The following is a 17,865-nucleotide window of genomic DNA, read 5'->3' as shown; positions in this document are numbered from 1 at the left end:
GCATGCCCCGAGCGCCCCTCCGCGGGCCGGGGTCTCCCGCCCGCTGACCGTTCTCTTTTCCTTGTGCTCCGCCTCATGCTGTCGACACCGCGCGGCAGGCCCCCCGGCCTGCCGCGCGGTGTCTTTTTCATGCCGCGCGAAGGAGAGATCCGTGACCATCCCGACCCACCGACCCCAGGAGAGTGTGCCCGCCCGGACCGGGCGGGCACCGTCGCTCGCCGGGCTGCCGTCGCTGACGGGGCTCCGTTTCTACGCGGCGACGGCCGTGTTCCTGTACCACGTCACCAGCCCACAGCTCAGCCCCTTCGGCGGGCGGGCCGGACAGGAGGCGGCCCGGCTGTTCGGGATCGCGGGCGGGCTCGGGGTGTCGTTCTTCTTCATCCTCAGCGGATTCATCCTGACCTGGTCCGCCCGCCCCACGGACACCCCGGGCCGGTTCATGCGCCGCCGCCTGGTCAAGCTGTACCCCAACCACCTCGTCACCTTCGTGGTCTCCCTGGTGGTCTTCGCCGGCGCGACCACCACCGCCTGGCAGCACTGGCTGCCCAACCTGCTGCTGGTGCAGACCTGGTCCTGGGACCCGGCGGTGTCCTTCAGTGTCAACGCCCCCAGCTGGTCGCTCGGTTGCGAGCTGCTGTTCTACCTGTGCTTCCCGCTGCTGCACCGCGCGGTGAAGGCGATCTCCCCGGCCCGGCTGTGGGCGTGGACGGCGGGGTTCGTGGCCGCCGTGGTCGCCGTACCGGCCTTCGCCTACGCGGTGCTGCCGGGCGAGGCCCGGCTCCCGGGCTGGCAGGTCAGCGAGGTGCAGAACTGGTTCGTGTACCAGCTGCCGCCGGTCCGGATGCTGGAGTTCGTGCTCGGCATGCTGCTCGCCCGGCTCGTGCTGACCGACCGCTGGGTGGGCGTGCGGCTGTGGCAGGCGGCGGCGCTGTGCGTCGCCGCCTACGCGGTCGCGCTCGAAGTGCCGTACCTGTACGCCCTTTCCGCGGTCTGGGTGATCCCGCTCGGGCTGCTCGTCCCGGCCGCCGCGGTCGCCGATCTGCGCGGGCGGCGCTCGCCGTTCCGGGGGCGGGTGACGACCTGGCTCGGCGAGGTGTCCTTCGCCTTCTACCTGCTCCAGGCCGCCGTGCTGATCGGCGGCAGCAAGTACCTTGCCGGGCACGCCCCGTACAGCTTCGCCGAGGCCGTCGGGCTCTGCCTGCTCGCCTGGGTCGTCACCACCGTCCTCGCGTATCTGCTGTACGCGCTGGTCGAGCGGCCGGCGATGAAGCACCTCGGCCGCCCGCGCCGGAGGGAGGCGGCAACGGGCCCGGCCGAGCGGACGCCCAGCCTCCGTTGACACCGGACGCGTGCACATGTCACGCTTCCTCGCGGAGCCCGTTTGCCCTGAAACGGCATGACTAAGGCGACATCCACCGGTAGCGACCGGTTCTGGATGTCGCCTTTTCTGTTGGCCCCTCGCCGGGCCGGCCGGCCGTGCGCGGGCTCCCCGCATGCGCTTCAGCCCCTCACCAAGGATGTGTGGACATGCCCGAGACCATGACCCCCGACCAGGTGCCGCACGCCGCGCGCATCATGGACTACTTCCTGGGAGGTTCCGAGAACCTCCCGGTGGACCGCGCCGCGGCGGACGGCATCGTGAAGCTGCTGCCCGGCGGCCCGCTGGGGGCGCGCGCCAACCGGCGCTTCCTCAACCGGGCGGTGCGCGCCGCCACCCGGCGTGGCATCAGCCAGTTCCTGGACATCGGCTGCGGCATTCCGGCCGCGGCCGCCACGCACGAGGTCGCCCCCGAGGCCAAGGTGCTCTACGTCGACAACGACCCGGTCGTCGGGGACATCGCCCGCCGCATCCTGGGCGAGCGGTCCGACGGCCGCACCTCGTACCTCGACGCGGACTTCCGCGATCCGGATGCGGTCCTGTCCGCCCCCGCGACCAAGGAACTGCTGGACCTCTCCCAGCCGGTGGCCGTCCTATTCGGCGCCCTGCTGCACTTCGTCGTCGACTCCGAGGACCCGTACGGCACCGTCGAGCGCTACAAGGGGGCGCTGGCCCCCGGCAGCCTCGTCATCCTCACCCACTCCAGCCCCGACTACGTCTCCGCGCCGGTGCGGGCCGCGGTCGACGAGTTGTACACGAACCTCCGGGTGGACCTCGCCTCCCGCTCCCGCGCGGAGATCACCCGTTTCGTGGCCACCGACGGCTGGACCGTGCTCGAACCCGGTGTGGTGTCCGTCAACGAGTGGGAGACGGCGGACGAGCGGGCCTCCGACGCGGACTACCAAACCAACCGTGAGGACACGGCCGGTTTCGCCGCCGTCGCCGTGAAGAACTGACCCACCCGGGCGTGGCCGGCCCCGCCCCCGCGGGCCGGCCCGTCGTGCGGATCGGCGCGGGAACGTGTGAGGATTTGGAATCTTTTTGTTCATCTGACACTGGGCTTGCTTTCCGCTGCGGTGCCGAGGCGTATGAAGGACCCATGCAGGAGGTGTAACGGGTTGCTTCGAGGAGCGGTCGGATGGCAGGCAAACAGAAACGCTCCGAGCGGACCGTCGAACGGCTGGTGGTCGCCGCCGCCGAGCAGTTCGCGCGGAACGGCTACGTGCGGGCCACGCTGGCCGACATCAGCCACCATGCCGGGGTGACCAAGGGAGCGCTGTTCTTCCACTTCTCCACCAAGGACGAGGTCGCCATGGCCGTGCAGGACCGCGGCCGGGAGGCCATGGAGTGCGCGGTGCTCCAGCTGGAGGCGACCGGTGGGACGTATCTCCAGCTCGTGGTCGATATGACGTACGTGCTGGGGCGGTTGCTGCGCGAGGACGTGTTCGTGCGCGCGTCGGTGCGGATCGCGCGTGAGCGGGAGCCGGGGGACGCCGGCGGCATCGTTGTCGGCCGTGCCCTGCCCGCCGACGAGAGCGCCCCGGACTTCTACGGGCAGTGGCTGGGGCGGCTGGGCGGTCTGCTGGACGAGGCCCGCCGGGCCGGTGAACTCGGGGACTCCGTACCGGAGTCGTCCGCGCGGACACCGGTGGCGGCGGCCGTCTGCGGGCTGGAGACCCTGACATGGCTCGGCGTACCGGCGGACGAGTGCGAGAGCTGGCTGGCCGACCTGTGGGAACTGACGCTGCCCGCGCTGGCGTCGGAGGACGGGCTGCGGACGGTACGGACCACGGCGCCGTCCGTGTCGTGAGGGGCGGGGGGCCTCGGCCGGGGCGCCGTCAGCGGCGCGCGTCGCCGAGCACGCCCGTCTTCGTCGCCTACCGGTCAGTCGGTCTGTCCCCGTCCCTGCCCCTGCCCCTGTTCCTGTCCCCGCTCCGGCTCCCGCTCCGCCGGCCGGTCGTCGTCGAGCGGCGCAAGCCCCAGCTCGGCGCGGCACTTGGGGGAGCCGGACGGCTGGAGGGCGGCGAGCCGGTCCGCCGGGGCGATGCCCGGCAGCAGGTAGCGGAACATGTCCGCGACCCGCTCGTGCAGGTCTTCGCGCCCGGTGCGGACGTACGACGCGAGCTGTAGGCCGGTGAACGAGCCGCACACGAAGGTGGCCAGATCGGTGACGTTGATCTCCGGGAAGAGGTCGCCACGGCCCTGGGCGGGCGCCAGGCAGTCCCGCACGATGCTGATCCACGAGTTGTACGGCGTGGGGTCGGGGTCGACGAACGAACCGAACTCCACCACCAGCCTTATCCCCGCGCGCAGCCGGACGTCGGTGCGCAGTCCGTGCGCCAGACGGTGCCCCATGTCGATCACCGTCTGCACGCCCGGCATCAGCTCCCCGGCGATCAGGTCGGTGGACTGGAACTGCTCGTCGACCAGCGCGCGGGCGAGGGCCTCCTTGGAGGCGAAGTGGAAGTAGAGCGCGCCCTTGGTGACACCCGCCTGCTGTGCGACGTCACTCAGGCTCGTCCCGCCGAAGCCGGTCGCGTCGAAGGCTGTCGCGGCTCCGTCGAGGATCGCCTGCCGGGTGATCTCGGCCCGTTCCTGCCTGACCCTGGCCACGTGCCTACCTCCTGTCCGTCGACGGACCGGTGACGGTCGCCCACCCCCGCCGGTCCCGTCGATTGTCCCTTGGTAAAAGACTGCCATGTCCAAGAGAAAAAAAACCAGTCAGCTAGTACGCTTACGGCAGCGGCGTTGCCATGCACGACGGCGGCCCATGTAAGCCCTGTCCTGTTCCGCTCGCGGAAGGCCGCATTCCTTTCGCGCCTCAGGAGGCACACGATGAGTGCACTTGTGCAAGCCGACCGACTGGAATTTTTAACTCTCGAAAACGGGGAGGTCGACCTCTTTGAGCGCACGGTGCCACGCTGGCTCGTGCACCGTGCGGCGGTCTCGGAAGTCCTCATCACGGGGGTCCGGCCGCACAGACGCGACGTGTACCGCGTGGGTGCGCAGTGGGCCCGCGGACACAGCTACTACGGCCCGGTCGCGGGGCGCTGGCACGACCCCATGGTGCTGGGAGAATCGATACGCCAGGCCGGGCTGCTCCTCGCGCACCAGGCGCTCGGCATCCCGCAGGGGCACCGGTTCCTGACCAAGGGCACCTCGTTCGAGATCACCGAGGAGGGGGCACGCCTGGCCGGGGCGCCGGCGAACGTGGTGCTGGAAGTGACGCTCAAGGACATCCGCTGCCGCCGGGAACACGTCGTGTCGTTCTCCTGCGACGTGCTCGCGCACCGGGACGGCACGCTCATCGGGCACGGGTACGCCGCGAGTGACTGCGTGGCCCCGGGGGTGTACCGCAGGCTGCGCGGCGAGCGGGCGGAAGTCCGTCCGGCGTGCACGCTCATCCCGGCGGTGGAGCCGGAACTCGTGGGCCGGTCACGGGAGTTCGACGTCGTGCTGGGCGTGCCGGGCGGGGAGGCCGGCAACGACCAGGGTGCGGTGCACCTGCTGCGCGTCGACCACACCCACCCGGTCCTGTTCGACCACCCGGTGGACCATGTGCCGGGCATGCTCGTCATGGAGGCCGCCCGGCAGGCGGCCCTGGCCCGCCTGGGGCTGCCGCACGGCCTGCTGGTCGGGTGCGAGGCCTCGTTCCACCGCTACGTCGAGCTGGACACGCCCTGCGTGGTGTCGGCATCCGCACCGACGGTGGACGAGCTCGGGCGGCGCAGCCTGCGGGTGGACTTCCATCAGGGGGGCTCGGTGGCCGGCGTCTGCACGGTCACCATCCTGGACACCGCGGCCCCACACGCCTGACGGCCCGGCACACCCGAACGCCATGGGGGTGCCCCCTTCCCGCACGGGTGCGGGGAGGGGGCACGGTCGTGTGAACGGGCGAGCAGCAGAGAGGCTGAACGGGCGGACGGGGCGGGCGGGGCGTACGGAAGACGTGCGACTCGCGTACGTGAGGGGATCGTGGGGCGGACGCGTCGCGTGCGCCCCGGGGGTCGTGAGGCGTGTGCCTTGGGTACGCGCGGGTCCCGGGGTTCGATTCCGCCGGACGGACGCACGCGAGCCGTCCCCCGAGCCGTCCCCCCGTTCAGCCTCCCTGCTGCTCGGCCGTCTGCCGTACCGGGGTGAGGGCCTTGGGCGGAATCACCAGGCGGTAGCCGATGCCGCGGACCGTTTCGATCCATTCGCGGTTGCCCAGCTTGCCGCGCAGGGAGCCGACATGGACGTCGAGGGTACGGGTGGAGCCGAACCAGTTCTCGTCCCAGACCTGGGCCATGATGTCCTGGCGCCGGTGCACCGTGCCGGGCTCCTCCATGAGCAGGGCCAGCAGGTCGAACTCCCTCCGGGTGACCGGGATCTCCTCGCCGTGCAGGGCGACCGTGCGGGTGCGCAGGTCGAGTTCCAGCGGGCCGGCGCCCAGCATGTCCCGGGGCGAGGGCACGGCGGGTGCCGGCCGGTCCGCGGGCTGCGGCTGCCGGCCGTGGTCGTCGTGTCCGGGGCAGTGCCCGGTGCGCCGGAAGAGGGCCTGGATGCGGGCGCTCAACTCGTAGGAGCCCACCGGCTTGTAGGCGAACGCGTCCGCGCCCATGTGGAACGCCATCACCCGGTCCAGCTCCTCGGCCCGGTCGCTCATCGCGAGGATCGGCACGCAGGACCGCTCCCGGATGCGGCGGCACACCTCGTGCCCCGCCAGGTCCGGCAGGCTGAGTTCGAGCAGGACGAGCGACACGTCGTCCAGCAGGTCCAGCGCGTCGGCCCCGGTCGCGGCGCGCAGCGCGGCGAACCCGTGCACGGTCAGGGCCTGCGCGAGCGATTCGGCCACGCCGTCATCGTCATCGACGATCAGAACGGTCCTCATCGGTGTCTCCCAGCGCCGTGGCCCACCTGCGCCGGAGCGGTCCGCCGCAGGTCTGAAGGGTGGTCGAAAAAAACTGGTCGAACGGTATCTTCTGCTATGTTTATCAAACGGATCGGCCGGTCTTCAAGCCTTGCCCGGGAGCCACCGGACCGGCCCGGCGGCGGAACCGGTCCCTCCGGGGACGCGGCGTCGCCGACCGCCGGACCCGGCCCTGCGCACGGCCAATTCAGGCCGTCTCACACTGCCCTGACGGTCCGTTCACACAACTGCAGATGCTTGCCCAAACCCTGAACGGGCCTGCGTTGCAGCGCGTCAGGGCGGCCGCGAGCATGGAGGAAGTCTCAGGAGAACCCAGAGATCCGGGGGGATTCGAATGCACGAGGTTCGGCAACTCGCCGACGACCACAGGAGCAGAGACTGTGTGCCCCTGTGCGGTCGGATCTGCGCCAGGTGCGTGGGCCGGCTGCACCGGGAGTTACGTACGCTGCTCGAACTCTACGAAGAGAGCGACCAGGCCCTCACCCGGGCCACACCCCGGCTGCGTGAGCGTGTCAGCGGCAGCCGGAGCACCGTGGGCATCGTGCTGGACGACGACGCGGTGGCCCTGCGGACCCAGGTCACCGACGTCCTCGCGCAGTGGGCACGGCTCGTGGTGGACGAGCGGCGGGACCGCGCGCTGCGGCCCCGGGAGCCGCGGATGGACAGCCTGGTGCTCTTTCTGCGGCAGCAGTTGCCGTGGCTGGCCCTGCACCCCGCGGCCGTCGACTTCGACGAGGAGGTCGCCGAACTGCTCACCGGTCTTGGCAAGCTGTTCGGCCCCGGCCAGGTGCGCAGGTTCCCGCTCGGCCCGTGCCTGGAGCCGGGGTGCGACGGGGCGCTGCACGGGGTCACCTCCGCGGCCGGCGGCCGGGTGCCCAGCCACGTCACGTGCGACGCCGGGCACGCCCTGCCGCCGCACCAGTGGATGCGCCTGGCCGACCGGCTGAAGGGTGAGGCCGCGTGACCGAGGAGGCGTACCGGCGACAGCGGAGGGTCTCCACGGAGCTGGCCGCCCTCGCGATGGGGGTCTCCGAGGCCACCATCCGCAAGTGGGCGAGCCGCCGGAAGATCACCCGGTACGGCGGTCCGCAGCGCGCGGAGTACGACCTGGACGAACTGTTCAGGCTGAACCGCCGGGACGATTCCCGGTAATTCCCGATCTCCGGCAACGGCGCCGGGGAATAACGACCTGCAATTATCCACCCGACCGTCATGAGCGGATCGTCAGGACGACTCCGAAGAAGAAACGCGGATCCGTGCGGGGATCCCGTCGAGCAGCCCCCGAGGCCGGCCCCCAGGCCGCGGGGGCTGCTTCTTTTCCGTTTACCGGTCCTTCATCAAGTGGTGCCCGTAAGACCGGAGTTGACGAAGCTCAGGCCAAGGTGTCACACTTTTTCCGGCACCTTCATGCCCTGACTCGAAATCCGTGTCCACGCCGGTCCTCCGGCCTGGACGCGGATTTTTTGTTTCCCGAGTTCCCTCGGGTTTCCCCGGGTGTCACCCGGGTTTCCCCGACTAGAGGAAGTGTGGTCGATGCCTGTTTCTCCCTGGACGCCCGTCGGACGCTGGACGGGTACGGTCACGCACGACGGCGAGGTGGACGACTACACGGTCACCTTCGAGCAGGACGGTTCGCTCTCGGTCACGACCAAGAAGAGCACCGGCACCGGCTCGTGGACCGTGACCGGCGACACCGGACTGGAATTCTCCCTGCGCGAGGACTTCAACCTCGACGTCACCCAGATCAGCCCCAACGGCCACCACGCCGCCTACATACAGATCGACATCAGCGCCCGCCGTGACGGTGACTCGCTCACCGGCGAGGGCAAGGCCGTCGTGCACGGCCCGGACGGCGCCGTGATCTACGGGACGGACGCCACCACCGAAGCGCGCCGGGTGTCATGACCCGGCCGCAGGCGGCGGATCCGGCCGCCCTGGCCGCCGAGGTCGCCCGGCTTGCCGACCTCGCCGAGCTCCAGCGGCTCGCCGGCCGCTATCTGGCCAGCCTCGACGAGGGCAGCTTCGACGAGGCCTGGGCCAAGTCCCTGTTCACCGAGGACATCGAGATGACCTTCCCGGTGGGCAGCCACCGCGGCATCACCGGTGTCGGCGGTTTCACCACAGAGATCATGGCGCGCTGGGGCCGTACGCATCACCACGGCTCCGACAGCTCCGCCGACCTCGACGGCGACCGGGCCGAGCTCAGCTGGAGCCTGATCGCGTCCCATGTGCACCACGGCTCGCCCCTGCCGCCGGACCCTTCCGAGTACTTCCAGCTCGGCGGGCGGTTCACCGGCTCGGCACGGCGTACGCCGGACGGCTGGCGCTTCGGCCGGCTGCGGCTGCGCATCTCGTGGACCACGGGAGCCGTGCCCAGGGGCGTGACCCAGGTCGACGTCAAGACCCTCGACACCCGCGGGAACGCCACCGCGACCGCATCAGCGGCATCAGCAACAGCAGCGACGAAGGAGAACTGACGCATGCCCACCACGCTCACCGCCGAGCAGCAGCGCGAGGTCATCGAGAAGGTCTTCCACGAGGGCCTGGACCTCGGTGACCTCTCGGCCGCCGACCGCTATCTGACCGCGGACTTCCGCAACAACGGCAGCCACGACGACTCCATGCGCGGCCCGGAGGCGTTCAAGCACACCATCAAGATCCAGCAGTCCGCGTTCAGCGACATCCGCTACGAGATCCTCGACTTCATCTCGATGGGCGACAAGGCCGCGATCCGCTGGGTGATGCACGGCAGGCACACCGGTCCGTTCATCGGCGTCCCCGCGACCGGGCTGCAGGTGCAGCACCAGGCGATCATCTGGTTCCGCTTCGAGGGCGACAAGATCGCCGAGCGCTGGGGCATCGTCGACAACTTCACCCTGGAGCGCTTCCTGAAGTCCGGCGGCAAGCCGGCCGGCCCCCTGACCCCGGCCGGCGCGAACGGCGGACCCGGCGCGGGCAAGCCGGCCGCCTGACCCACGCCCCGGTCCGGACGGGCGCCCGCCGTCGGTGGACGATGCGGCGCCCGTCCGGCGTTCCGGGGCAACCGACAGCTCACAGGGAGGGAAGATCCGTGCCGATCGACAGGAAAGTGGCCCGCTTCAACCGGAAGTTCGCCAACCATCTGGTGGGCCCGCTGTTCAGCCGGCTGCCCGGCTTCGGCAAGGTGCACCACCGCGGCCGCAGGTCGGGGCGCGAGTTCGCCACGCCGGTGAAGCTGTTCCGGCGCGGCGAGGACATCGTCATCACCCTGCCGTACGGGCCGGGGTCCGACTGGGTCAAGAACGTGCTGGCGGCCGGAGGTTGCGAGATCACCACCCGGGGCCGGCGCGTGCAGGTCACGAACCCGGTGGTCTTCGCCGACGACGGCACCACGAAGATGCCGGCCCTGACCCGCCGCATCCTCTCCCGGGTCGACGCCAAGGAGTTCCTGGCGCTGACGCCGGTGACCGCGCCGGGACCGGCGGTACGGCGATGAGCGCGTCCGGACCGGTGACGCGCCCGCTGCGGGTCACGCTCCTCGTCGGCTCGGCACGGGACGGACGGCTCGCGCCGGACGTCGCGGGCTGGTTCGCCAGGGTGGCCTCCCGCCGTGACGACCTGGTGCTGGACGTCCTCGACGTGGCCGAGCACCTGCTGCCCGCGAGCCTGGACGCGGACGACCCGACGGCGGCGGCACTGCGGCCCCGGCTGACCGGGGCGGAGGCGTACGTCGTGGTCGTACCGGAGTACAACCGCAGCGTGCCGGGCCCGCTGAAGACCCTGATCGACAGCTTCCAGTCCGAGTGGCAGGCCAAGCCGGTCGGCTTCGTCGGCTACGGGCTCGGCACGGCCGGCGGGGTGCGCGCGATCGAGCATCTGCGGCAGATCTTCGCCGAGTTCCACTGCGTGGGGATGAAGGACGTCGTCACCTTCCCCAGGATCCTCGAACACTACGACGCCGAGGGCCGCTTCCCCGCCGACCCCGAGGGTGCGGAATCCGCGGTCAAGCTCATGCTGGACCAGCTGCTGTGGTGGGCCCGCGCACTGCGCGAGGCGAAGGCGGCACGCCCGTACGCCTCCTGACGCACCGTCGGTGACACCGGACGCCCGCGCGCTTTTCCTTCCCCGAACCCTCCACAGGAGACGTGTGATGGCCGCTGTTCCCGATCCCCTTCCCGATCTGCTGACAGCCGTGCCCGCGGTGATCCTGGCCTGCCGGGCCGGCGCCCAGCTCGTGCGGCGGCTCGGGCAGCCGCCCGTGGTGGGCGAGATCGTCGTGGGGATCCTGTTCGGTCCCTCGCTGCTGGGCTGGCTGTGGCCCGGCGCGCAGGCCTGGCTCTTCCCGCAGTCCGTGCTGCCGTACCTCGGCGTCCTGGGCAACATCGGGCTGCTCGCCTTCATGTTCCTCATCGGGCTGGAACTTGACCTCAAGGCGCTGCGCGGGCACAGCCGTACCGCGGTGGCCGTGTCGCAGGCGGGCATCGCGCTGCCGTTGCTGCTGGGCGCCCTGCTGGCCTTCGGCATGTACGGCACCTTCGCCCCCGCCGGCACCGACAGGACGGCGTTCGTGATGTTCATCGCGGTGTCGATGAGCATCACCGCCTTCCCCGTCCTGGCCCGCATCCTCACGGACCGGGGCCTGTACCGGACCCGGGTGGGCGCGCTGGCCATGGCCTGCGCCGCGGTGGACGACGTGACCGCCTGGTGCCTGCTGGCGGCCGTGGTCGCGGTGACGAAGAGCAGCTCGCCGCTGGACGCGCTGACCACCGCCGCGTACGCCCTGGCCTTCACGCTGGCCATGGTCTGTCTCGTCCGGCCGGTGCTGCGCCGGTGGGCGGGGCGGGCCGAGCGCAAGTACGCCGACGGTGTGGTGCTGGTCGTGCTGTTCAGCGGGCTGTGCCTGAGCGCCTACGCCACCGAGGAGATCGGTGTGCACGCGCTGTTCGGCGCGTTCCTGTTCGGTGTGGTCACCCCGCGTGGCCGGCGGAAGATCGAGGCCGCCGCGGGCCGGCTGCGGGCTTTCACCGTGCCGGTGCTGCTGCCGCTGTTCTTCGTGGTCACGGGCCTGAGGACCGATGTGTCGCTGCTGGGCGGCGACCCCGCGCTGTGGCTGTGGGCGGGCGCCGTGCTCGCCGTCGCCGTGCTCGGCAAGTGGGGCGGCGGCTCGGTCGCGGCCCGGCTCGCGGGCCGGGGCTGGCGGGACGCGATGTCCATCGGCGCACTGATGAACTGCCGTGGCCTGACCGAGCTGGTCGTGCTGAACATCGGCCTCGGCCTGGGCGTCATCGGCCCGGACCTGTTCACGATCCTCGTGCTGATGGCCCTGGTCACCACGGCCGCGACCTCCCCGGCGCTGAGCTGGATCCGCCGTGGCGCGAAGGATCCGGATCCGGCCGAGAACCCGACAGGAACCGGCCAGGAAGAGCCGGTCCTGGAGTCCGCCGGCACCCGCTGAAACCCCCTCTCACCTGCTCTTCCGGCATTGCTTGGGTGGCGGATGGTTGGATGGTTGTTAGTTGGGTGTATTGATGGATAAGTAAGTTGACGATAGTCTCGCGGTACGGCAACGCAGCAGAGGCACTGAGGGAGACAGTGATGAGCCAGGAGTTCAAGAACCTCGACATGACGATGATGTTCGCCATCCACGACGCCCTCCGGCGCGAGCTGGAACGGATCGCGCGGATCACCGCCCGGGTCGACGAGGACCCCCGTCATGTGCTGAGCACCGCGGTCGGCTGGGAGCTGTTCAAGAAGTTCCTGACGATCCACCACACGTCCGAGGACGTCACCGTGTGGCCGGTGATGCAGCAGGCGCTGGCCGGCAAGCCCGACGAGCTGGCCCTGCTGGACGCGATGGAGGCCGAACACGCGGTCATCGACCCGCTGCTCGCCGACATCGACGCGGCCCTCGCCGACCGTGACTCGGGCCTGGAGCGCCTCGGCGGGCTGACGGACACCCTCCACACCCAGCTCGGCGGCCACCTCGACCACGAGGAGAGCGAGGCCCTGAAGCTCATGGACATCACCATGACCCAGGAGCAGTGGGCGGCCTTCAGCGCAGAGCAGCGCACCCGGGTCGGCGACGACTCCCGCTTCTACCTGCCCTGGCTGCTCGACGACATGTCCGCCGCCAAACTCGACGGAATCCTCGGCAAGATGCCCGACCCGCTGAAGAACGCCTACGAGACCGAGTGGCGCGCCGCCTACGAGGCGCTGGACATCTGGGGCGCCAAGGCCGGCTCCGCCGCCCGCTGACACAGGGCCCCCGCGTCCGGTGGCGCCTCCGCTCCCCGCACCCCCGGCCCCCGCCGTGAAACCCCCGCATCCCAGAGACATCGGAGAGAGCTCATGTCGCTGCAAGACCGCACCCAGGTCCCCAGGGCCGCGGCACCGCCGCAGCAGGACGGCAAACTCGGCCTCGCGCTGCTGGTCATCGCCGCAGCACAGCTGATGCTCGTCCTGGACAACACGATCGTCGCGGTGGCCCTGCCGAGCATGCAGAGCGCCCTCGGACTCAGCGAGGCCGGCCTCGGCTGGGTCGTCACCGCCTACGCCCTCGCCTTCGGCGGACTGCTCCTGGCCGGTGGCCGCGCCGGCGACCTCTTCGGCCGCCGGCTGGTCTTCCGGATCGGCCTGGTCATCTTCACCGCCGCCTCCCTGCTCGGCGGTCTGGCCACCACCGGCGGACTGCTGATCACCGCCCGGCTGCTGCAGGGTCTGGGCGCCGCCATCGCCGCGCCCACCGCGCTGTCCCTGCTGGCCACCACGTTCCCCGCGGGCCCCGCCCGCAACAAGGCCCTCGGTGTGTACGGCGCGATGGGCGGCCTCGGCTCGGTCGTCGGCCTGCTGCTCGGCGGCGCACTGACCGAGTACCTGAACTGGCGCTGGGTGATGTTCGTCAACATCCCGATCGCCCTGGCCGTCCTGGTCGGCACCGGCGTCCTCGTCGAGGGCGGCCGTGAGCGCGGCAAGGTCGACGTGCCGGGTGCCTTCACCGCCACCTTCGGCTTCGGCGCCCTGGTCTACGGCATCACCCGCGCCGGTGAGGAAGGCCTCGACGACACCGCCACGATGGTCTCCCTCGGCGTCGCGGTGGTCCTGCTGATCGCCTTCGTCACCATCCAGCGCACCGCGCGGGCGCCGATGATCCCCGGCGGCATCCTGGCCGACAAGAGCCGCCTCGGCGCCAACCTGGTGATGTTCCTGGTCGGCGCGGGCATGCTCGCCACCTTCTACTTCCTCACCCTCTACATGCAACTGGTCAAGGGCTACGACCCGATGATCACCGGTGTCGCCTACCTGCCGTACGCGGTGGGCATGCTGCTCGCGGCCGGCGCCCTCGGCCCGCAGCTGCTGGCCAGGATGTCCGAGCGCGCGGTGATCTCCGTCGGCCTGACGGTCGGCATCCTCGGCATGGTCTGGTTCAGCCTGCTGGCGCCGGGCCAGAACCCGTGGGTCGCGCTGCTGCCGGCGCAGCTGGTCTCCGGACTCGGCCTCGGCATGGTCTTCGTGGCCGTCACCATCATCAGCGTCCGCGGGGTCGCGCCGCAGGAGACCGGGGCCGCCTCCGGCCTGGTCAACACCGCGCAGCAGATCGGTGGCGCGATCGGCCTCGCCGCGCTGGCCGCGGCGGCGACCGTGATCACGCAGAACGAGTCCGAGTCCGCCACGCCCGACGCGCTGACCAGCGGCTACTCGTACGGCTTCCTGCTCGGTGGCGGTCTCTACCTGCTGGCCCTGCTGACGGCGCTGCTCACCGCGCCGAATGCGGCGCCGCAGCCGCAGCGGGACGGAGCCCGGCCCCCCGTCGCGCTGTGACACACCCCGGCGGCCCCGCCCCTTCCCCCGCGGCGGGGCCGCCGGCCTCCCCGCACACCGCGTCGAGCTGACGTCACCCACTGGATCTCCGGACCGCGGCGCACCCGAGGGGACGGCGGGTGCACCGCACTTATACTCGGACAGGAGGTGCTGTTTTGCGGCGTGCACGCGACAAGGTCCAGGAGCCCGTCAGCCCGGTGAACCCGTCGACTCCCCTCACCACGACCGAGGAGAGCGCCGAGGTCCCGGGAGTGCTCCCGGAATCCCTCGCGGGCTATGTCAGCTACCTCCTGCGCCGGGTCCACGCCCAGTTCTCCGCCACCCCCGACGGCACCGGCACCGACTCCCGGGACTTCCTCGTCCTCGACGCCCTCACCGGCCAGGACTGGGCGTCCCAGCTCGACCTCGCCGAGCGGCTCGGCATCAACCGCACGATCATGGTGCAGGTCATCGACCGCCTGGAGGCCCGCGGCGAGGTCCAGCGCACCCGCAACCCCGACAACCGGCGCCAGTACGTGCTGTCCCTGACCGACCGGGGCCGCACGGCCCTGGGCTCCATGCGCCGCGCCGTCGCCGAACGGGACGCCCACCTGACCGCCGTGCTCTCCCGTGAGCAGACCGCCCGGCTCGACGAGCTGCTCGCCCGGCTGCTGCCCGAGTCGGCGCAGCCGCTGGTGCAGGGCACCGAGTACCTGGTCGCACAGGCCCATTTCCGGCTGCGCCGGCACGGCGACGACAAGCTCACCGGCACCGGGCTGCGCGTCCGTCACTACGGGCCCCTGTCCGCGCTCGTGGCCTCCGGCCCGTGTTCGCAGCAGCAGCTCGCGGAGTTCCTCGCCATCACCGGGCCGGCCGCCTCGCAGCTCGTCGACGAGCTCGTCGGACAGGGGCTCGTCCGCCGGGGCCGCGACCCGCACGACCGGCGCCGGTACGCCCTCGAGGTGACCGGGGAGGGCCGCGAGAAGCTCGCCGTCGTCACCGCGGCCGTCCACGAGCTGGCGCACGACGTGGCCGCCATGCTCGGGCCCGGCGGCGAGGACGAACTGCGGGCACTGCTGCTGAAACTGCTCGAACCGGCGGAGAACACCGGCTCGTATTCCGGCGAGCAGGCCGACGGGCATTCCGGCGAGCAGGCCGACGGGAATTCCGGTGGGCATTCCGGAAGCGATCTTTCCGAAAGTTCCAAGTCCACCGTTCCGGCCAGGGGTTGATCCTCTGGCCAAAACCTGTCACGCTTAATTCAGCGGTTACCTCACGCCTTTTTCCCCGGCTCTTCATTCACTCGAATGAAGGGCCTTTTTTCATGCGGTGTTCCGCCTCGAAGAATCCGAAGAAGGAGACAGTTCATGGTCACGAAGATGACCGAAGGCGCGACGGAATCGGTACACATACCCGAGGAGATGACTTTCGACGTCGTCATCCTGGGATCGGGCCTGGCCGGCTCCGTGACCGGCGCGATCCTGGCCAAGCACGGTGCGCGCGTCCTGCTGGTCGACGCGACCGCCCACCCGCGCTTCGCCGTCGGCGAGTCCATGACCCCGCAGCTCGTGGAGTGGATCCACATCCTCTCCGAGCGGCACGACATTCCCGAGCTGAAGAGCCTGTCCAGCGTCCAGGCGTCCACCCGCGACATCGGACCGACCTTCGGAACCAAGGCGCACTTCGGCTTCATCAAGCACGAGGTGGGCCAGGAACCCGACCCGCGTGCGGCCACCCAGCTGGCGCTGCCCAAGATCTTCCACCAGAACAGCCACATGCACCGCCAGGACAGCGACTCCTTCATGTTCCACGTGGCGATCAAGTACGGGTGCACGCCCCGGCAGAACTGGCGGGCGAGCGAGGTCGACTTCGACGACGACGGTGTGACCGTCACCGGGAGGAGCGCCGCGCCGGGCGCCCAGCCCGAGCGGTACCGGGCCAAGTACCTGGTGGACGCCTCCGGCTTCCGCTCACCGCTCGCCGACAAGTTCGACCTGCGGGAGAAGCCGGCCCGCTTCAAGCACCACAGCCGCTCGATGTTCACGCACTACGTCGGCATCAAGCGGTTCGACGACGTCAGCGGCCACCCCAAGGACCTGCGCCCGCCGGCCGACTGGCACACCGGCACCCTGCACCACATGATCGAGCGCGGCTGGTTCTGGATCATCCCGTTCGACAACCACGACAAGTCCCGCAACCCGCTGTGCAGCGTGGGTCTGACCGTCGACGAGCGCACCCACCCCAAGCCCGAAGACCTCACCCCGGAGCAGGAGTTCCAGCTCTGGCTCGACAAGTACCCGGCTGTCAAACGGCAGTTCGACGGCGCGACCCGGGTGCGCGAGTGGGTGTCCACGGACCGGCTCCAGTACTCCTCGAAGCAGACCATCGGCGACCGCTGGTGCCTGATGTCGCACGCGGCCGGCTTCATCGACGCGCTGTACTCCCGGGGTCTGTCCAACACCTTCGAGGTCGTCGACGCGCTGACCTCCCGGCTGCTGGTCGCGCTCGAGGACGGCGACTTCTCCGCCGAGCGCTTCGAGTACGTCGAGCGGCTGGAGCAGGGCCTGCTCCAGTACAACGACGAACTGGTCAACAGCTCCTTCATCGCCTTCTCGCACTTCCGCCTGTGGAACGCCGTGTTCCGGGTGTGGGGCTCCTTCATCACCCCCGGCACCATGCGGCTCACCCGCGCCCGGCTGAACCACGCCCGCGACGGCCGCAAGGAGCACTTCGAGGAGCTGGAGCAGGTCCGGTACCCGGGTCTGTGGTGGCCCCACTCCGACTCCTTCAAGCAGATCCTCGACACCACCGCCGAGGCCTGCGAGAAGTACGAAGCGGGCGCGATCACCGGTGACGAGGCCGCCGACATCATCTTCAGGACCCTGCGTGACTCGCCCGTCGTCAACCCGGTCTTCGGCTGGAAGGACGAGAAGCAGCGCTTCATCTACCCGTCGGTGCCGACGATGGCCCGCTTCCTGTTCTGGGCGTCGGTGCAGGCGCCGTCGGAGATGAACGCCGTCGGCCGGGAGTTCCTGCTCGGCATCGTCAAGGCCGGCTCCAAGGTCCGCAAGCTCCTCTGACCCGCGCGGCACACCCACGACACCCTCATGAAAGGGATGAGCATGTCCGCAGCAGCGCGGTCGCTGACCCGCACCCCTGAGCGACAGCCCATCGAGCCGCTGAGTCTGCGCCGCGTGTGCGGCCTGTTCACGACCGGCGTCACGGTGGTCTCCACCGGCCCGGACGGCCGGGCCGAGGGGACCACCGTGAACTCCTTCACCTCGGTCTCGCTGGACCCGCCGCTCGTGCTGTTCTGCCTGCACAAGCAGTCCCGGCTGCACGACCTGCTCCAGGAGAGCGGCGGCTTCACCGTCAGCTTCCTGTCCGGACAGCAGCAGCCGCTGGCCCGCTGGTTCGCCGAGAAGCGTCCCGACGCGTTCGCCGGAGTCCCGCACCACTTCACCGGCGACGGGCTGCCGGCGCTCAGCGAGGCACTGGCCTACATCGCCTGTACTACCGTCGACGTGCACGCGGCCGGCGACCACGACATCGTCATCGGCGAAGTGGTGGAACTGGGCGTCCCGCAGCACGGCCAGGAACCTCTGATCTTCTTCGACGGGTCGCTGGGTCCGCTGGAGACCGGCGCCGGCCGGTTCGGCCGGGCCGGCGAGCCGCCGGCACCGGCACGGGTGTCCTGACATGCACCGGGTGCTCATCGCCAACCGTGGCGAAATCGCTGTCCGCGTTGCCCGGGCCTGCCGGGACGCCGGGATCGCGAGCGTGGCCGTCTACGCCGACCCGG

The 17,865-nt window shown here is 70.6% G+C and carries 20 protein-coding genes; 18 read left to right on the top strand and 2 right to left on the bottom strand.

Features of this window, described 5'->3' with window-relative positions; translation table 11 throughout:
- The first annotated feature begins 151 nt into the window (after nucleotides 1-151).
- From ACGF8A_RS21425 to ACGF8A_RS21415, 3 genes are all read left to right on the top strand, one after another.
- Complete coding sequence (locus tag ACGF8A_RS21425; protein WP_393110435.1) at nucleotides 152-1,339, top strand: acyltransferase family protein; 1,188 nt, start codon at nucleotides 152-154, stop codon at nucleotides 1,337-1,339.
- A gap of 188 nt (nucleotides 1,340-1,527) precedes the next feature.
- The gene (locus ACGF8A_RS21420; RefSeq protein WP_393110433.1) at nucleotides 1,528-2,334 is read left to right on the top strand and encodes an SAM-dependent methyltransferase; all 807 of its coding nucleotides are present in this window, start codon (nucleotides 1,528-1,530) and stop codon (nucleotides 2,332-2,334) included.
- 182 nt (nucleotides 2,335-2,516) lie between these two features.
- Nucleotides 2,517-3,188 (top strand): ScbR family autoregulator-binding transcription factor, encoded by a 672-nt coding sequence (locus ACGF8A_RS21415; protein ID WP_393110431.1) that lies wholly within the window; start codon nucleotides 2,517-2,519, stop codon nucleotides 3,186-3,188.
- Nucleotides 3,189-3,262: 74 nt separating this feature from the next.
- Here the strand turns inward: ACGF8A_RS21415 and ACGF8A_RS21410 are convergent, their stop codons facing one another.
- Nucleotides 3,263-3,991 carry a ScbR family autoregulator-binding transcription factor gene (locus tag ACGF8A_RS21410; RefSeq protein WP_393110429.1) on the bottom strand — a complete coding sequence of 243 codons (729 nt, stop codon included), beginning with the start codon at nucleotides 3,989-3,991 and terminating at the stop codon, nucleotides 3,263-3,265.
- A 222-nt stretch (nucleotides 3,992-4,213) separates the two neighbouring features.
- Here ACGF8A_RS21410 and ACGF8A_RS21405 point away from each other — a divergent pair, with 222 nt between their 5' ends.
- Nucleotides 4,214-5,194, top strand: a complete 981-nt coding sequence (locus ACGF8A_RS21405; protein ID WP_393110427.1) for a ScbA/BarX family gamma-butyrolactone biosynthesis protein — start codon at nucleotides 4,214-4,216, stop codon at nucleotides 5,192-5,194.
- Nucleotides 5,195-5,477: 283 nt separating this feature from the next.
- On the opposite strand, the gene ACGF8A_RS21400 is transcribed toward ACGF8A_RS21405, so the two are convergent.
- Complete coding sequence (locus ACGF8A_RS21400) at nucleotides 5,478-6,248, bottom strand: response regulator transcription factor (protein WP_393110425.1); 771 nt, start codon at nucleotides 6,246-6,248, stop codon at nucleotides 5,478-5,480.
- 421 nt (nucleotides 6,249-6,669) lie between these two features.
- On the opposite strand from ACGF8A_RS21400, the gene ACGF8A_RS21395 reads away from it, so the two are divergent.
- From ACGF8A_RS21395 to ACGF8A_RS21330, 14 genes are all read left to right on the top strand, one after another.
- Nucleotides 6,670-7,251: a hypothetical protein gene (locus ACGF8A_RS21395; RefSeq protein WP_393110423.1), complete on the top strand. Its 582-nt coding sequence runs from the start codon at nucleotides 6,670-6,672 to the stop codon at nucleotides 7,249-7,251.
- Nucleotides 7,248-7,439 carry a hypothetical protein gene (locus tag ACGF8A_RS21390; RefSeq protein WP_393110421.1) on the top strand — a complete coding sequence of 64 codons (192 nt, stop codon included), beginning with the start codon at nucleotides 7,248-7,250 and terminating at the stop codon, nucleotides 7,437-7,439. The genes ACGF8A_RS21395 and ACGF8A_RS21390 overlap by 4 nt, the downstream gene beginning before the upstream one ends.
- A 381-nt stretch (nucleotides 7,440-7,820) precedes the next feature.
- Nucleotides 7,821-8,192, top strand: a complete 372-nt coding sequence (locus ACGF8A_RS21385; protein ID WP_393110419.1) for a dehydrogenase — start codon at nucleotides 7,821-7,823, stop codon at nucleotides 8,190-8,192.
- A complete protein-coding gene (locus ACGF8A_RS21380; protein WP_393110417.1) occupies nucleotides 8,189-8,764 on the top strand; it encodes a nuclear transport factor 2 family protein in 576 nt (191 codons plus the stop codon). The genes ACGF8A_RS21385 and ACGF8A_RS21380 overlap by 4 nt, the downstream gene beginning before the upstream one ends.
- A 3-nt stretch (nucleotides 8,765-8,767) precedes the next feature.
- Nucleotides 8,768-9,259: an ester cyclase gene (locus tag ACGF8A_RS21375; protein WP_393110415.1), complete on the top strand. Its 492-nt coding sequence runs from the start codon at nucleotides 8,768-8,770 to the stop codon at nucleotides 9,257-9,259.
- A gap of 98 nt (nucleotides 9,260-9,357) precedes the next feature.
- Nucleotides 9,358-9,762 carry a nitroreductase family deazaflavin-dependent oxidoreductase gene (locus tag ACGF8A_RS21370; RefSeq protein WP_393110413.1) on the top strand — a complete coding sequence of 135 codons (405 nt, stop codon included), beginning with the start codon at nucleotides 9,358-9,360 and terminating at the stop codon, nucleotides 9,760-9,762.
- Nucleotides 9,759-10,349, top strand: coding sequence for an NADPH-dependent FMN reductase (locus ACGF8A_RS21365; protein WP_393110411.1), 591 nt, complete (start codon nucleotides 9,759-9,761; stop codon nucleotides 10,347-10,349). Before ACGF8A_RS21370 ends, ACGF8A_RS21365 begins: the two co-directional genes overlap by 4 nt.
- 67 nt (nucleotides 10,350-10,416) lie before the next feature.
- The gene (locus ACGF8A_RS21360; RefSeq protein ID WP_393110409.1) at nucleotides 10,417-11,721 is read left to right on the top strand and encodes a cation:proton antiporter; all 1,305 of its coding nucleotides are present in this window, start codon (nucleotides 10,417-10,419) and stop codon (nucleotides 11,719-11,721) included.
- Nucleotides 11,722-11,861: 140 nt separating this feature from the next.
- Complete coding sequence (locus ACGF8A_RS21355; RefSeq protein WP_393110407.1) at nucleotides 11,862-12,521, top strand: hemerythrin domain-containing protein; 660 nt, start codon at nucleotides 11,862-11,864, stop codon at nucleotides 12,519-12,521.
- Between the two features lie 93 nt (nucleotides 12,522-12,614).
- On the top strand, nucleotides 12,615-14,084 hold the full coding sequence (locus ACGF8A_RS21350) for an MFS transporter (protein WP_393110404.1): 1,470 nt from the start codon (nucleotides 12,615-12,617) through the stop codon (nucleotides 14,082-14,084).
- A gap of 155 nt (nucleotides 14,085-14,239) precedes the next feature.
- Complete coding sequence (locus ACGF8A_RS21345; protein ID WP_393110402.1) at nucleotides 14,240-15,295, top strand: MarR family winged helix-turn-helix transcriptional regulator; 1,056 nt, start codon at nucleotides 14,240-14,242, stop codon at nucleotides 15,293-15,295.
- 135 nt (nucleotides 15,296-15,430) lie between these two features.
- On the top strand, nucleotides 15,431-17,143 hold the full coding sequence (locus ACGF8A_RS21340; RefSeq protein ID WP_393110400.1) for an NAD(P)/FAD-dependent oxidoreductase: 1,713 nt from the start codon (nucleotides 15,431-15,433) through the stop codon (nucleotides 17,141-17,143).
- 42 nt (nucleotides 17,144-17,185) lie between these two features.
- Nucleotides 17,186-17,761: a flavin reductase family protein gene (locus ACGF8A_RS21335; protein ID WP_393110398.1), complete on the top strand. Its 576-nt coding sequence runs from the start codon at nucleotides 17,186-17,188 to the stop codon at nucleotides 17,759-17,761.
- A gap of 1 nt (nucleotide 17,762) precedes the next feature.
- The coding region (locus ACGF8A_RS21330) for a biotin carboxylase N-terminal domain-containing protein (RefSeq protein ID WP_356048529.1) at nucleotides 17,763-17,865 on the top strand (103 nt) is incomplete at its 3' end.

Source organism: Streptomyces sp. NPDC047706, from assembly GCF_043204795.1.
Lineage (GTDB): Bacteria > Actinomycetota > Actinomycetes > Streptomycetales > Streptomycetaceae > Streptomyces.
Note: the sequence above shows the minus strand (reverse complement) of the source record. Positions and strands in the feature narration are given on the sequence as shown.

Coding starts and splice junctions, on each gene's coding strand:
- ACGF8A_RS21420 (WP_393110433.1), top strand. CDS start 1,528: ATGCCCGAGACCATGACCCCCGACCAGGTGCCGCACGCCGCGCGCATC.
- ACGF8A_RS21415 (WP_393110431.1), top strand. CDS start 2,517: ATGGCAGGCAAACAGAAACGCTCCGAGCGGACCGTCGAACGGCTGGTG.
- ACGF8A_RS21405 (WP_393110427.1), top strand. CDS start 4,214: ATGAGTGCACTTGTGCAAGCCGACCGACTGGAATTTTTAACTCTCGAA.
- ACGF8A_RS21400 (WP_393110425.1), bottom strand. CDS start 6,248: ATGAGGACCGTTCTGATCGTCGATGACGATGACGGCGTGGCCGAATCG.
- ACGF8A_RS21385 (WP_393110419.1), top strand. CDS start 7,821: ATGCCTGTTTCTCCCTGGACGCCCGTCGGACGCTGGACGGGTACGGTC.
- ACGF8A_RS21380 (WP_393110417.1), top strand. CDS start 8,189: ATGACCCGGCCGCAGGCGGCGGATCCGGCCGCCCTGGCCGCCGAGGTC.
- ACGF8A_RS21375 (WP_393110415.1), top strand. CDS start 8,768: ATGCCCACCACGCTCACCGCCGAGCAGCAGCGCGAGGTCATCGAGAAG.
- ACGF8A_RS21365 (WP_393110411.1), top strand. CDS start 9,759: ATGAGCGCGTCCGGACCGGTGACGCGCCCGCTGCGGGTCACGCTCCTC.
- ACGF8A_RS21360 (WP_393110409.1), top strand. CDS start 10,417: ATGGCCGCTGTTCCCGATCCCCTTCCCGATCTGCTGACAGCCGTGCCC.
- ACGF8A_RS21355 (WP_393110407.1), top strand. CDS start 11,862: ATGAGCCAGGAGTTCAAGAACCTCGACATGACGATGATGTTCGCCATC.
- ACGF8A_RS21350 (WP_393110404.1), top strand. CDS start 12,615: ATGTCGCTGCAAGACCGCACCCAGGTCCCCAGGGCCGCGGCACCGCCG.
- ACGF8A_RS21340 (WP_393110400.1), top strand. CDS start 15,431: ATGGTCACGAAGATGACCGAAGGCGCGACGGAATCGGTACACATACCC.
- ACGF8A_RS21335 (WP_393110398.1), top strand. CDS start 17,186: ATGTCCGCAGCAGCGCGGTCGCTGACCCGCACCCCTGAGCGACAGCCC.